14 protein-coding genes, 1 tRNA gene and 2 pseudogenes are annotated in these 13,495 nt (G+C 55.7%); 14 read left to right on the top strand and 3 right to left on the bottom strand.

The window, feature by feature from the left end; all coding sequences use genetic code 11:
• Positions 1-16 precede the first annotated feature (16 nt).
• Positions 17-92: transfer RNA gene (locus WS68_RS15040), tRNA-Ala, on the top strand.
• A gap of 917 nt (positions 93-1,009) precedes the next feature.
• Positions 1,010-1,987 carry a replication initiator protein A gene (locus WS68_RS15045; RefSeq protein ID WP_059571554.1) on the top strand — a complete coding sequence of 326 codons (978 nt, stop codon included), beginning with the start codon at positions 1,010-1,012 and terminating at the stop codon, positions 1,985-1,987.
• A gap of 391 nt (positions 1,988-2,378) precedes the next feature.
• Here the strand turns inward: WS68_RS15045 and WS68_RS15050 are convergent, their stop codons facing one another.
• Complete coding sequence (locus WS68_RS15050; RefSeq protein WP_231753025.1) at positions 2,379-3,026, bottom strand: hypothetical protein; 648 nt, start codon at positions 3,024-3,026, stop codon at positions 2,379-2,381.
• Positions 3,027-3,192: 166 nt separating this feature from the next.
• Between WS68_RS15050 and WS68_RS15055 the strand changes: the two genes are divergently transcribed.
• The 12 genes from WS68_RS15055 (at position 3,193) to WS68_RS15105 (ending at position 12,992) form a co-directional block, all read left to right on the top strand.
• Positions 3,193-3,444 carry a hypothetical protein gene (locus WS68_RS15055; RefSeq protein WP_059571556.1) on the top strand — a complete coding sequence of 84 codons (252 nt, stop codon included), beginning with the start codon at positions 3,193-3,195 and terminating at the stop codon, positions 3,442-3,444.
• 246 nt (positions 3,445-3,690) lie between these two features.
• Positions 3,691-4,083: a TraK family protein gene (locus WS68_RS28390; RefSeq protein WP_197419612.1), complete on the top strand. Its 393-nt coding sequence runs from the start codon at positions 3,691-3,693 to the stop codon at positions 4,081-4,083.
• Between the two features lie 409 nt (positions 4,084-4,492).
• Positions 4,493-5,272: a P-type conjugative transfer protein TrbJ gene (trbJ, locus tag WS68_RS15060; RefSeq protein WP_231753026.1), complete on the top strand. Its 780-nt coding sequence runs from the start codon at positions 4,493-4,495 to the stop codon at positions 5,270-5,272.
• A 9-nt stretch (positions 5,273-5,281) separates the two neighbouring features.
• Positions 5,282-5,473 (top strand): hypothetical protein, encoded by a 192-nt coding sequence (locus WS68_RS26270; RefSeq protein WP_082710054.1) that lies wholly within the window; start codon positions 5,282-5,284, stop codon positions 5,471-5,473.
• A gap of 19 nt (positions 5,474-5,492) precedes the next feature.
• Positions 5,493-6,917 carry a P-type conjugative transfer protein TrbL gene (gene trbL, locus WS68_RS15065; protein WP_059571586.1) on the top strand — a complete coding sequence of 475 codons (1,425 nt, stop codon included), beginning with the start codon at positions 5,493-5,495 and terminating at the stop codon, positions 6,915-6,917.
• Between the two features lie 65 nt (positions 6,918-6,982).
• The gene (locus tag WS68_RS15070) at positions 6,983-7,261 is read left to right on the top strand and encodes a type I toxin-antitoxin system ptaRNA1 family toxin (RefSeq protein WP_059571558.1); all 279 of its coding nucleotides are present in this window, start codon (positions 6,983-6,985) and stop codon (positions 7,259-7,261) included.
• A 12-nt stretch (positions 7,262-7,273) separates the two neighbouring features.
• Positions 7,274-7,615, top strand: a complete 342-nt coding sequence (locus WS68_RS15075; protein ID WP_231753027.1) for a HigA family addiction module antitoxin — start codon at positions 7,274-7,276, stop codon at positions 7,613-7,615.
• Positions 7,616-7,623: 8 nt separating this feature from the next.
• A complete protein-coding gene (locus WS68_RS15080; RefSeq protein WP_082710055.1) occupies positions 7,624-7,926 on the top strand; it encodes a hypothetical protein in 303 nt (100 codons plus the stop codon).
• A gap of 605 nt (positions 7,927-8,531) precedes the next feature.
• A complete protein-coding gene (locus WS68_RS15090) occupies positions 8,532-9,518 on the top strand; it encodes a DNA-methyltransferase (RefSeq protein ID WP_197419613.1) in 987 nt (328 codons plus the stop codon).
• Positions 9,478-10,689 (top strand): DEAD/DEAH box helicase, encoded by a 1,212-nt coding sequence (locus tag WS68_RS15095; protein WP_059571562.1) that lies wholly within the window; start codon positions 9,478-9,480, stop codon positions 10,687-10,689. Before WS68_RS15090 ends, WS68_RS15095 begins: the two co-directional genes overlap by 41 nt.
• Positions 10,690-10,691: 2 nt before the next feature.
• A complete protein-coding gene (locus WS68_RS15100; RefSeq protein ID WP_059571563.1) occupies positions 10,692-11,468 on the top strand; it encodes a hypothetical protein in 777 nt (258 codons plus the stop codon).
• A 9-nt stretch (positions 11,469-11,477) separates the two neighbouring features.
• Entirely contained in the window at positions 11,478-12,992 is a 1,515-nt protein-coding gene (locus WS68_RS15105; RefSeq protein WP_059571564.1) for an ATP-binding protein, read from the top strand.
• Positions 12,993-13,125: 133 nt separating this feature from the next.
• Here the strand turns inward: WS68_RS15105 and WS68_RS26275 are convergent.
• Both WS68_RS26275 and WS68_RS27685 read right to left on the bottom strand, forming a co-directional pair.
• Positions 13,126-13,272, bottom strand: a pseudogene (locus WS68_RS26275) (tyrosine-type recombinase/integrase); the annotation flags it as partial.
• Between the two features lie 54 nt (positions 13,273-13,326).
• Positions 13,327-13,495, bottom strand: a pseudogene (locus WS68_RS27685) (IS481 family transposase); the annotation flags it as partial.

The following is a 13,495-nucleotide window of genomic DNA, read 5'->3' on the forward strand; positions in this document are numbered from 1 at the left end:
GCCGGCTGTTAGTGTGGGGGCGGTAGCTCAGCTGGGAGAGCGTCGCGTTCGCAATGCGAAGGTCGGGAGTTCGATCCTCCTCCGCTCCACCAAGAATTGCTTTAAAAACAACGCACTACGTCTTGCGATGTAGTGCGTTGTTTTGCATTTGGATGCAGGTTTTGGCACATTGTGTGTGCCAAATTTGTGCCATCGCTATCCCGCCGCATGCCTTCCCATCTGCATGACACTGCCGCACACTGCTGGTAGACTCACATTGCCCGAGAAATTTGGGTTTGCCGCGCGCTGAAGACGTACAGAACGGCTACGAGACAAAAGCAAAGGATGGATGCGGGTAGCGCCGCTCAAATCCCAAGAAGCGTGGAGCCACGGACTGTTCAGCAGCACCTGCCATAAGCGGAATTGGTAGGAAAGCAAGAATGGATGCCCTTTGGGCCATCGCCCGGCACGTGTCCCGCCTATTCCGGATGAGAAGGTTGGCAAAGAGTGACGCGTGCTAGGAAAGCGGGCAAGGAAGCGAGGGGGAAACCCCGCCGAAGTTTTGAGACCGATGCGATGTCGGCCCTCTGCTGCTCGGTTGAGCAACGCAAGGTCGTCTAGGCCAAGACTCGGTTCCGCGGACCTCATCCAACTTGACTGATCGCAGATCAGTCGGGATTGGAGGCGTTCGCCCGTGAAATCACTCCTGACCGTTGAAGAACTTTCGCAGTACCTGCATAAATCTGTCGCAAGTATCCGTAGCGATGCGACCCGCAATCCGCAGTCCCTTCCACCGATTTGCCGCCTGCCGAACACGAAGCGGCTGCTTTGGCGCCTCGAAGACGTAGAAGGTTGGTTGGCTGCTCATGTTGAGGGCATGCCTCGCCCGGCGGCTGCGGCCTGTCCCGATGTCCTACGACCACGCCGAGGCCGCCCTACCAAAGCCGAGCAGGTTGCCCGGCAGCGGCGGAGTCAGCATCGCAAGCAAGCCAGCGCCCATCCCACCGAAGCTGCGGCCGAGGTGTGAGCGATGCAAGCTTTCATCGTCGAAGCGACGCCGCTGGCGTCGCTGGGCGAGGCTTGCGATGCGTCTGCATCGACGTATTCGCGCCTTGCACCACTGAGGCACCGACAGTGCGATTTCTTCGTCGCCGACATTCTCGATGCTTCGCCGAAGGACGACCTCGCAAGCATGGAGCACCCGCTTTTCGCCCTGCGCGCTGGCGACCGACGCATACGTGTGTACGAACGAAAAGAGACTAGGGTAACTGTCAAACCTGGGGTCGATGGCTGCGCGACGATTCACGACAAAGATCTATGGATCTACTGCATCAGTCAGTTGGTCGCGGCGAAGAACCGTGGTCGCGAGATCACGCGCACGGTGCGTTTCACGGCCTACGATTTTCTGCACTCGACCAATCGCGACACCAGTGGCCGTGCCTATATCCGCATGGGAGAGATGCTGGCACGACTCACCGGAACGCGCATCGAAACCAACATCGAGACGGCGGGCAAACGCGAACGCGGGTTCTTCGGATTGGTTGATTCTGCCAAGGTCATCGAACGTGACGGAAGCAACCGCATGGTGGCCGTGGAAGTGACCTTGCCAGATTGGCTGTTTCGCAGCGTGGACGCCATGCAGGTGAAAACCCTTTCGCCTAACTACTTTCGCCTGCGCAAGCCTTTGGATCGACGCATCTACGAGCTGGCCCGCAAGCACTGCGGCGATCAGCCAACTTGGAAATCTAGTATTGCCACGTTGCACGAAAAGAGCGGCAGCGCCGACAAGCTATTCAAGTTCCGGGCTGCCATCAAGGCCTTGGCGGTGTCAGGGGAGTTACCCGACTACCGCATGGCCTATGATCCGAAGACCGACAACGTGACGTTCTACGCCAACGGCCCGAAGGGCTATCGAGCGGAAATCGAGGCCATGATGAAGGGCTTGCCTCGCACCTCGGCCAAGGCTCGCGAAAAGGCGCATTCCTGTAGGTTCGGCGGCCCAAAATGATGCCGAAATCGCGTGCCGGTTGTTGTGGATAACCTGCTCCCGGCTGTGAATCACCACGTGCCTTTAGGGATGCTGGACCGTGGATTGCCACGTGCTTTTAGGGATGAGCTACTTCGTGCTTTTAGGGATGGGAACATCCCGAGGCGCCTTGCGCTGCAAGGGCTTCAAGAACCGTAACGCGCGCGCGCGATTTAACTCTATGTAAACCTTAACGTCGGAAGCCGGCGGCTCCGCCAGTCTATGGTGTGTCGGCGGGCGGAGTTTTTCGTTGGCATCGAGTTGGGACGTCAGCAAGTCCGATCGCGGCATCAAGCCGGTGCATTCCAACGCGCTTCGTTGACGTTTGGCGGATGCGGGCGACTGAATTTTAGCCGCTAAAATTCCTGCCCCGTCAGTCGACCCAATCCAGCCGTGCCGCGACGGCATTCCATCGCTCTTCGGCCGGCGCCCATGCGATCTCCATGTCGGCCCGGGATACGATCCAACCTGTCAGTTCGGCATCAACAGCCTGTTGAACGCCAAGGTGAGAGAGCTCCTGCTGTATTTGGTCGTTATCGAGACAGAGTCGCAAGCACCTGCATATTCCCTCACCATCAAGACCGAGGGGAACGACGGCCTCGACTTCCTGATGCAGCCGATACAAGGCGACCGCCTTTACCAAATGTGCAAGAGAAAGGGGGACGCACTCCAATTCGGCCAACAGCAGATCGGCCTCAAATTCAGCCAGCACCATATCGAGCTTCCCCCATTGCTCCAGCTCAGCGGACACTATCGACTGCAACTCGCTCAGCTGCCCCCACATCGCCTTCCATAGCGATGCCGGGCCATCCTCGTGCAAGGTATCAGTGTCAGCGTCGAGACGTGTCAGTAGCTTTCTTTGCTGTTGCGACAGCGGCTTTTCGCCGTTGAAGCTAAGCCGCCATTTTCCGGATCGACTTGTAAGCATTCCGAACTTCTCGTCGAAGAGCGCTGCAAAGTGATGTGGATTGCCTGCTCCTATGCGGGATGCGAGTACGTGCAGTAACGCCGCTGCGCGCATTCCGCCTCGTCGTTTTTCAGAGTCGCTTCGTGCCGGTCGTGCCATAGGTCTTTAAGTCCTAGTAAGAAAACCCCTCAATTATTGGCACTTTGATTCTATACCCACTTGCCCAAGAATTCGCATAACGACATCAATCAACCGGAATCAATCCAAGTGTGTGAGCTCAATGTTCGACATCCTGAAAGATCGGTACGGCGCAGTCATGACGCTCGAGCAACTGGCCGCTACGTTGAGCCGGAAGCCGGAGGGCTTGCGAATGGCACTGCTCAAGCCGAAGAGCGAATGGGCGTACCGCCTCAATAGTCACAAGTTCTATGTCGGACGGCGTATGTACTTTCCAACCGAAGCGGTCGCGCACCTGCTCGATTCGGGATTTGAACTGCAAAGAGGCGGAGATGACGAAGCAAATTTCAATTGAGGTGAGTGACGCGACCGCAGCGAATCTTCACGAGCTCGCGATCAGATGCACCAAGAAGACGAGCGTCAGGAAGGCTTTACGAGCCACGGAGCCCTCACGCCGACCACGTTATTGGCGATGCTTGCTGAGGATGCAGGCCTGGTAATTAGCCGGCCTGGAAGCTGGGAAGGCGCAAACATGGTGCAAGTCCTTAGCTCGCACGGATACCAGCTGTAAAGCACCGACGAAAGACTTGGAGGTCAGGGGATGACGAAGAATTTTTCGGATGAGTTGGCTGCGTGGGTGACGCAGCGGCGCCATACGGAGAAGCATAAGCGCAACGAATATCTAGTTGCGTTTCTTGCAGTACGTAATGATGTGATCGACGCTACGACAGCGGGGTACGCGCTCAAGACCATTTGGGAACACATGCGCGCGACAGGGCGTGTGCCATTTCGCTATGAGACGTTCCTCAAGTACGTGCGACGGCATATCACCGATTCGTCAGTCCCTGGAGTCACACCCGCTCGATCGAGAATCGAAAGAGGGCGCAGCGACAAGCCAAAAATCAATGAAATTGGTTCGCCAAAGAAGGGGGAAATTCCAGCGATTGGCGGCTTCAGCTTTAAGGCGACTCCAAACGAGGATGAACTGCTTTGAAGGTCATGTTTCATCGCTGTTGATGTGTGATCGATGCACGACCGAAACGCAATCGAAACGCTGTAATCGCACTAGTTTCACGGTTTTCCGTGCGCGGATTCGCTGCTGCTGCGCTGTTGCGTTTCGATAGCGCCTCAACAACGAGACAGATCGCGTTTTAGGCATGTGAAAGTTGTGCGCACATCTCGGGGCAAGATAGGTGAAGTAGGCCCACCGGCAAGCCGGTGCTCCTACTTCACTTTCCCTTATTCGCGCCTTCGGCGCTCAACGGGAATCTTGCTCTGCGAGGCCAGCGGCTACCGCCGCGAACTGTCGGAGTGTCATTCAGCCAGTTGTAGATGAGTAGGGCCACGTCTGCGGCCTACCTGGCGTCTCAATTGATTGGTTTGAAACAGATAGGAGATCACTTGTGAAGATGAAAATTTTAGCGGCTAAAACGGTCGTACTCGCGTTGGCGATCGGCGGTGCGGTATCGCATTCCGCGCTGGCTGGTGGCATTCCAGTGATCGACGTTACGAACGTCATGCAGACAACGATCAGCGCGATCAACAACGTGCAAGCTGTTCAGAAGCAAATCGAGCAATACACAACGCAATTGCAGCAGTACCAGAACATGCTCCAGAACACGGTGGCGCCGGCCGCGTACGTGTGGGATCAGGTGAACGGCACGATCAACAAGCTCCTGCAAGCGCAGGACATGTTGAATTACTACAAGAATCAGGCCGGCAACATCGACGCTTATCTGTCGCGATATCAGGACGTGGCGTACTACCGCTCGTCCCCATGTTTCACCGCGACTGGCTGCACGGACGCCCAGCGGCAAGCTTTGGCCGATGCGCAAGTGAACGGATCGGAAGCTCAGAAGCGTGCAAACGATGCCGTGCTGAAGGGCGTCGATCAGCAGCAACAAACGCTGGTCACGGATGCGGCAAACCTGCGTTCGTTACAAGCGCAAGCCTCGAGCGCACAAGGGCAAATGCAGGCCATTCAGGCGGCCAATCAGCTCGCTAGCGCTCAAACAAATCAACTTCTCCAGCTCCGCGGGCTGCTCGTCGCACAACAGGCTGCTGCTGCGACGCGTGCGCAGATCGTTGCAGACCGCGAGGCTCAACAGGCCGCCGCTGGTGTTCAACTGCGCGATGGCAGCAACATCACTCACTCCGCTCCCAAGAGCTGGACTTTCCAATAAGGGGCAGAAATGAAAGTGGCAATTTGGGCGCTCGTGTCCCTTGCAACGCTCGCCGGGTGTGACAACAAGGGGGCGTCAGCCGAGGCGAAACAGGCGGCCTCAGCCGCGCAATTACGTGACGGCAGCAATGTCGTCAGCTCTCCGCCGAAGAACTGGACGTGGGGCGATGCACCGTCTCAACAGGCAAAGAAAAATCAGTGAGGGCCACGCCATGAGATCCATGTTTTTCAAAAGAGGCAATCGTTTTGCGCTCGGTTTGATGATGCTCCTCCACGTTGCGACTGCTTTTGCCGCACCGATGGACGTCAATGTCGTTGATTCGGTGATGGGCAAGTACCAATCTGCGGCCAGTTCGTGGGGCGGCGTCATGGTGAGCTACGGATCGTGGCTCTTCTGGGGATTGGCGCTCGTCAGCATGGTGTGGACGTACGGAATGATGGCGATGCGCCGCTCGGACATTCAGGAGTTCTTTGCTGAATCGATTCGATTTTTCGGCACCCTGGGCTTCTTCTGGTGGATTCTGTACAACGGCCCGGCAATCGGAGATGCCATCGTCAAATCGATGTGGATGATCGGTGCAAAGGCCATCGGCCAAGCAACCGACTTTACGCCTGGCGGCATCGTACAGATCGGCTATGACATTTTTGCCAAGGCGCTCGACCAGTCTTCTGTCTGGTCACCCACCGACAGTGTTGTTGGGCTTCTCATGGCGCTGGCCGTGATGCTTGTCCTGACGATCGTCGGCGTGAATCTGCTCCTGGTCTTCGTATCGGCCTGGATCGTGATCTACGGTGGCGTGTTCTTCCTCGGCTTCGGGGGATCGCGCTGGACCTCGGATATCGCCATCAGCTTTTACAAGCACGTCTTGGCGATAGGTGCGGAGCTGATGGTAATGCTCCTGCTCATTGGCATCGGCAAGACGTTCATCAACGAGTATTACTCCAGCATGGCCGCTGGCATTGACCTCAAGGAAATGGCGGTCATGCTCATCGCTGCCTTCGCGCTGATGTATCTCACAAACAAGATACCGCCGAGGATCGCAGGCATCGTTGGCGTTGGCGGTATTGGTTCGATTGGCGGTGTTGGCGTTGGTTCGTTAATGGCTGCAGCTTCAATGACGGCTGGCGCTGCAGCGTCGGCTGGTTCGGCAGTAATGGCCGGCGCCACGAGCGCCGCCGGCGGCGCATCTGCGCTCAAGGCGGCATTCCAGAGCGCGCAGCAACACACAGCTGAGGGGGCGGGCATGTTCAGTGGTAGTGGCGGTGGTGGTTCCGGTGTCCTCGGTGGCGGCGGCGCCAGCAGCTCGTCGGGCGGTAGCGGCAGCTTCGGTTCGTTCATGAGCAACGCTGGCCGCTTTGCGGCCGACATGGGCAACAACCTCGCGAACGGCGCCAGCCAGGTCACGAAAGACAAGGCTGCGTCGATGATGGACTCCGCGAAAGAGCGCATTGGCCAAACCACGGGCGGCAGGATTGCGTCGGCAATCCGTGGAGGCTCGGATTACCGGGACTCAGCCGGTGCCGATACGGCGAGCTTTGCGGGTGACAATCTCGGCGCCGGCAGTGGTCGCAGCCGGCAGAACCAGATGAATGATGAAGTCGCCGCGTTCGTGAACAAGGATCGTTCCTCGCACGAGGAAGCCTAGAAAGCGCACCGGCCGGCGGCAACCGGCCGGCACTTCCACAACAACACCTGCTTGAGAGGTGAAGTATGGCAACCATGCATGATACCGAAGCTCGGGAAGTTATCCACCTCACGGCAATGAAGCTCGCGGCCCTAGAATTCATAGATCCGCTCACCGCTAAGGATCTATCTGAGATGGCCGAAGCCGTGGCAAACCTCTTCGTGGTCGTTTTCTACCAGGCCGAAACGGGCCGTGCGACGCGCTCGGATTTCAGAGAAGCAAGGACTGCGGTACGCCAAGCGTTGCTGCAGTATGCGGAACCGTTGAGGTGCCACGGCGTCCTTTCGGGGAAGGGGACTAACTAACGAGGCATGGTCATGAAAAATCATCCGAACCCCGGCGAATTGCTGCGTGAGGAAGTTTGCAGTCGGTTCGGCCTCGATGTAGCCGGCGCGGCCAAACGGCTCAGGGTGTCACGCTCGTTGCTTTCGCGTGTGCTCGACGGCCGTGCCGGCATTAGCGCCGATCTGGCGATGCACCTCGAACGCGCCGGATTCAGTTCTGCGCGCTTCTGGATGACCTTGCAAAGCAACTATGATCAACGACACGCGGAGCCTGAGCTGGCCCGCATGTTAGATTGCATCACCCCTGATAATTTGCATGGTGAGGTTGAATTCGGGTCGGCGACTGGCTACAAAACCCCCGGCCAGGACAAATAGGGACGACTATGATCGCAGGCAGCAACGAGAAGGAATCAAACGTCAATTTCAGCCCGAAGCCGAGCGGCGGCGAAGCCAGCACAAGCCACGTGCTCGCGGACAATGCTCTGAGTGCCCGGGAGGGGGCAGCAAATCGCAACATCCTCGTCGCCGATCGGTCTGACGCGCCTGGGCCAACGTTCGTAGACGAGATTGGCCCTCTCGATGTCATTCCGCTGATCATCACGAAGGCCAATGCTTGCGAACTTCTCGGCCGCCGTCCCGGTGAAACGGTAGCTCAGGCGCTAGTGCGGATGGCCAAGCAAGGTTAGCGACTGGAGCCGATCCGGGATGGTTGGCTCACGGCCGAGCAAAGGGCGCGGTTCTCTCAATGCTGAGAAGGAAGTGGTCGAGTTGCTCTTTGTCGTTATCACGGATTCGTTTCAAGACGAACTTTGCAGCCGTTGCACACGAGGCGCGGTGACACAATAGCTGCCGGCGAGGCTTGGCTACGGGACCCGTCTCGCTTGGAGAGAGGTTCGGCCCCATGGCGGACTCGTAGGTAGGCTACGGCGGCCACTAGGCATCCTAGCAGGTATTCGATTTCTATGGGACCGTCGACAACGGATTGGATACACATCTGTGTAGCCATCTGATAAGATTTCACGTATGTCTGCGAAAGATGTTGGCGTCCGAATCCGTGTCGAACGGGAACTCCGTGAGGCGTTCCAGGGGGCCTGTATTGCTGAAAATCGCCAAGCATCGGACGTACTGCGGGAGTTCATGCGCTCTTTCGCCGAGCGGTACGGGGACGGCAAGCAGATCAGCTTGTTCGCTGATCCACCTCGGAGGGCTGGAAAGCAGAAAGTGGCGGCCAAACCACGATCGACGAAGTGAACGCAACGCGGCAGATAAACAGATTTAAAGGAAAGCTCCAGTGAGACCCCGGAAAAGACCGACCGATATTTTGCCGAAGATGCCTGGCAGCGCCGCATATTCGACCGCGCGCGGCGTGATGTTGCATGGTCTTGCGGAAGATGCGTTGCAGCACAAGGACTTAGACCCGATTCGAGGAAAGGTCCAACTCATCTTTACCTCGCCACCTTTTCCTCTTAACACTAAGAAGAAGTATGGGAACTTGCAGGGCGAAGAGTATTTGAATTGGCTCACAAGTTTCGGGTCGCTGTTTCGCGACCTATTGGCTCCCGATGGCTCCATTGTCATAGAGCTGGGTAACTCTTGGGAGCCTGGGCTGCCCACTATGTCTACCCTCGGATTAAAGGCGCTGCTTCGCTTTCAGGAGGCGAATGAATTGCATCTTTGCCAAGAATTCATTTGTCACAATCCAGCGCGTCTTCCCAGTCCTGCGCAATGGGTGACGATTGAGCGAATTCGCCTAAAGGATAGCTTTACGCGTCTTTGGTGGCTCTCTCCCAATACGCGGCCGAAGGCGAGTAACAAGAATGTACTGGTAGAATACAGCCCGTCTATGACACGGCTATTGAAGAGCAAGCAATACAATGCAGGCAAGCGGCCGTCGCAGCATCACATCAGCGAGGAGTCATTCGCCACGGACCATGGCGGTGCGATTGCTCCCAGTGTTCTCTCAATAGCCAACACGCGAGCAAACGATCCTTATCAAGAGTATTGCCGAACGCACGGAATAACCTTTCATCCCGCGCGCATGCCGGTTGAATTGCCAGAGTTCTTCGTGAATTTCCTCACCGAGCCAGGCGACATCGTATTGGACCCGTTTGGCGGTAGTAATACTACCGGCTTCGCCGCAGAAAACCTCGACCGTAGATGGATCGCCGTGGAACCCACGATCGACTACATCCAAGGTTCGATTGGCCGATTTGATCCAGAAAGCATTCATATTCCCAATGAATCAATCGCTGCCGTCGGGCTGGAAACCGAGGGTTGAGCCGCGCGGTTGGCAATTGGAGGCCCTCCTTCGTTGGAAGGAGGGGTTGAAAGGTGTTGTGCGCGTAGTTACCGGTGGCGGGAAGACTATCTTTTCGCAATTCTGCGTCGGCGAGTTCAGGCGTCAGTACCCCGAGGGACGCGTCGTTATTGTCGTTCCGACGACGGCCTTGCTTGACCAATGGGTGGTCAGTCTAACTGACGACTTTGGGGTTCCCGCTGGGGAGATTGCCTGCTACTCAGCGGACGAGAAGCCGGAGTCCCCGAAGCCAATCAATGTCCTTGTCATCAACACTGCCCGAGGGATAGGCGAGCGGCTATCCAGAGACGTGCCTTCAATGCTCATAGTCGATGAGTGTCATCGCGCTGGTAGCCCGCAAAACGCGCTTGCTCTGCGAGGTCGATACGTCGCAACGCTCGGTTTATCTGCGACGCCAGAGCGAGAATACGACGAGGGCTTCGAAACCCTAGTTCGCCCCATTCTTGGGCCGGTCATCTACGATTACGACTATGTCGGCGCTGCTCGCGACGACGTGATCAGCCCGTTTGCGCTTCACAATGTTCGCGTCCAGATGCTGCAAGATGAACAGCTCGCGTTCGACAAGCTCACGCGGCGTATCGCGACTGAGCGAGCAAAGATTGGTAAAAGCGTTGGTTCGGAAGACAAGCTCAAGAGGTTGTTGCAGCAACGAGCAGCTGTGCTAGCAACAGCAACGATGCGAATTCCTGTTGCTATAAAACTGGCGGAAAAGCATAAAGGACAAAAGACAATCATTTTTCACGAGCGAGTGGATGCGGCAAATAAACTTCTCGCGATTTTGAAGGCCCGTAATCAAAGCGCAACGATTTATCACGCTGGCATTGCGCCGGCGCTTCGACGAGACAATCTGCGGCTTTATCGTAAGGGCGTTTACGACGTTTTGATTTGTTGTCGGGCCTTGGATGAGGGAATCAACGTTCCTGAAACGGCAGTAGCTATCTTGGCCAGTTCGACGGCCAGCATACGGCAGCGGGTGCAACGGCTCGGCCGCGTGCTCCGCCCTGCGCCGGGTAAAGAATTCGCCGACATATACACCATTTATGCGTCTGACGTTGAGGAAGCAAGGCTTCGGTCCGAAGCGGAGCAGTTAGGCAGCGTCTGTACCGTGGATTGGGCCCAAGTTAGGACCTAGCAATGGCAAAAATTCTTCATAACGGCGATTGGTTCGACCAGCTTTCCACAGAAGCGCTCTACGAGGAAGAGTACGAGCGCATTTTGATCGAACACGCCGCGAGTTTGTTTCCCGCGTATCGTCTCGTCAAGTTCAAGAAAACGGTGTATTCCGAGACCTCCGCCGCTAAAGCGGATCTCGCGCTCGTCCACCGGAGGTATCGAGACTGGTGGGTAGTGGAGGCGGAATTAGGCCATCATCCATTTGAGCAACATGTCCGACCTCAGGTTCAGACGTTAAGCCGTGCAGTATACGGCGAAGCCGAAGCGCAATATCTTCACGCACAGGACGGCTCCTTTGACCTGGAACGTCTCAACTCGATGGTGAAGGGCTATCCTCCTGGTGTCCTCGTAATAGTGAACGCTCCACGTCCGGATTGGGCTAGGGAGCTTCGGCCATACCGCGCTTTGGTCACTGTGCTTGAGGTGTTCCGATCAGAGCATAACAGGTACCTATACCGATTGAATGGCGAGCAACCAGTTGAATCGGAGGTGCAGAGTAGTGATTGCACCGTTGAACTTGCTCGAATGCTTAGGTTGCACTCGCCAGGGATTCTGCCTGCATCACACGGTGAGACGTTGAAGGTGCAATTTCGTAGCGGAGTCACGGAATGGGGGCGAATCGATATTCACGATCGAGTATATCTCTCGTCAGCAAAGCCGATCTCGCTCAATAAGAAGTTGCGCTATCAGCTAATAGAACTCGAGGACGGATCATTTCTTTTGCAGGAATCGAAATAGGACGGGTATATGGCTCTTGAATTAAAAATCGGCCTCGACGCAATCAACTCGTATAAACGCTTGGCGTACACGCCATGGCATGCGCTTGCAGAGTTTATTGACAATTCGACGCAGGCATATTTCGACAATAAAGATACGCTAGACGAGGCGTTCAAGAAAGAGGGCGAAATCCTCGAAGTGTCGATTGCCTATGATAAGGACGCGGGCGAATTGCGAATCAGTGACAATTCGATTGGTATGTCGCTGGCAGACTTGGAGCACGCGCTTCATGTTGCGCTCCCCCCAAAGAACACTGCGGGGCGCTCAAAGTACGGAATGGGGCTGAAGACGGCAGCCTGTTGGCTCGGAAACATTTGGACGGTGAAAACCAAGAAACTTGGGGAAGCCGTTGAGCATCAAGCGACAATCAATGTCGAGAAAATAGCTGCCGGCCAAGGGGCACTTGAATACAAAGCTATTGAAGGGCGATTGCCGGAGAGGCACTATACATTGATTGAAATTTCCGATTTGAATCGGAGTTTTCAAGGTCGGACGCTCGGCAAGATTCGAGAATTTCTGAGTTCTATGTACCGTGAAGACTTCAGATTAAAGCGACTGCGGCTCACATGGAACGGTACGCCGCTTGAATGGAAGGAGTTGGATGATCGACTTCTTACAGCGATCAATGGCGCAATGTACAGAAAGGATTTTTCGTTTGAGGTTGAAGGGCGAAAAGTTCGCGGTTGGGTTGGCATTCTTGACAAGGGTGGAAGAGCAGACGCTGGCTTCTCCGTGATTCATTGCGGCCGCGTTGTGCGTGGGTGGCCCGACAGTTGGCGCCCGTCAAGCCTTTACGGGCAATTCCAAGGGTCGAACGATTTAGTCAACCAGCGGTTGGTTGGGGAAATTCATCTCGATGGTTTTGAGGTGAGCCACACGAAAGACGATATTCTATGGCTGGGAGATCAAGAAGAGCAGGTTGAGAAAAAGCTTCTTGAGTGCTGCGAGGATTACCGTGAGACCGCGAGGGATCGGAGAAAAGGGGATGACGACGAGCGTGGGCCTTCGGAGGCAGAAACCAACGTCGCGCTCGATGAACTAAAAAAGGAACTTACGTCGCCGGAGATGGTGGATGCTATTTTGGTTGACCCTGTTCCGCCCCCCGAGGTCGTGGAGACTCAGATTCAAACGATCTCCGAATCAATATCAGGTTTCGAGGCGACCTTCTCTGCCGTTGTTGGGACATTGAATGTTAAGGGTTATTTGAGGACGGACATGTCACCAAACGACCCATACGTTACTCACGATTCAACGCATGAAAGTGAGGTCTTGATTATCATTAATCAAACTCATCCGCATTGGAAGCAATTGAAGGGCAGTGACGGCGTGCTGAACTATCTGAGGCATTGTGTCTACGATGGCATTGCAGAATGGCAAGCTAAGCACAAATCCGCTGGTCTAAATCCAAATACTATTACTATCTTAAAGGATCGACTTTTGCGTGTGCCATTTGACATCGAAATGAACACTGGCGACGAGGCCTGATTTTAAACACGTGCTTCCGGCCGATTGCGCACACGTAAGGGTAAGACGTGGTGCATTCAAGGTACGCCGCAAAACCTACGGGGCGCTTTCTTATCGCTAGCGCCCCGTGCTGGTTCGCTGTGGCATACATCAGTCATTGAAGACGTTTCGCTAGTTCTTCTGCGCGTGGATGGTAGTAACGCATCAACATACGCGGGTCTTTGTGGCCGGTGATTTTCGTCAGTTCGTGCATGGGAAAAATTGACGCCAAGCGTGACGTTGCTTCGTGACGTAGATCATGTGTATTAGCCGGGACTTGATCTGACAGGTAGTCGGGCCGACAAAGTACGAGTCGTCAATGGGGGATGAGTTTCTCCTTGGCGAGATCGAGCGAATCGAGGAAAGTGCGCATCGGCGTCTTGCCGTAACACCAGCGCCCCTGATGCTCTCGTTCATTGTTGTACTGGTCGAGCCACGCATCAAGGTCCGTCTGCAAGGTGGCGATCGAGTCGTAGATCTTCTTG

This window comes from Burkholderia sp. TSV86 (genome assembly GCF_001522865.1).
Lineage (GTDB): Bacteria > Pseudomonadota > Gammaproteobacteria > Burkholderiales > Burkholderiaceae > Burkholderia.

Coding starts and splice junctions, on each gene's coding strand:
- WS68_RS15055 (WP_059571556.1), top strand. CDS start 3,193: ATGTTCGACATCCTGAAAGATCGGTACGGCGCAGTCATGACGCTCGAG.
- WS68_RS15100 (WP_059571563.1), top strand. CDS start 10,692: ATGGCAAAAATTCTTCATAACGGCGATTGGTTCGACCAGCTTTCCACA.
- WS68_RS15050 (WP_231753025.1), bottom strand. CDS start 3,026: ATGCGCGCAGCGGCGTTACTGCACGTACTCGCATCCCGCATAGGAGCA.
- WS68_RS15080 (WP_082710055.1), top strand. CDS start 7,624: ATGATCGCAGGCAGCAACGAGAAGGAATCAAACGTCAATTTCAGCCCG.
- WS68_RS15075 (WP_231753027.1), top strand. CDS start 7,274: ATGAAAAATCATCCGAACCCCGGCGAATTGCTGCGTGAGGAAGTTTGC.
- WS68_RS15045 (WP_059571554.1), top strand. CDS start 1,010: ATGCAAGCTTTCATCGTCGAAGCGACGCCGCTGGCGTCGCTGGGCGAG.
- WS68_RS26270 (WP_082710054.1), top strand. CDS start 5,282: ATGAAAGTGGCAATTTGGGCGCTCGTGTCCCTTGCAACGCTCGCCGGG.
- WS68_RS28390 (WP_197419612.1), top strand. CDS start 3,691: ATGACGAAGAATTTTTCGGATGAGTTGGCTGCGTGGGTGACGCAGCGG.
- WS68_RS15105 (WP_059571564.1), top strand. CDS start 11,478: ATGGCTCTTGAATTAAAAATCGGCCTCGACGCAATCAACTCGTATAAA.
- WS68_RS15070 (WP_059571558.1), top strand. CDS start 6,983: ATGGCAACCATGCATGATACCGAAGCTCGGGAAGTTATCCACCTCACG.
- trbL (WP_059571586.1), top strand. CDS start 5,493: ATGTTTTTCAAAAGAGGCAATCGTTTTGCGCTCGGTTTGATGATGCTC.
- WS68_RS15095 (WP_059571562.1), top strand. CDS start 9,478: ATGAATCAATCGCTGCCGTCGGGCTGGAAACCGAGGGTTGAGCCGCGC.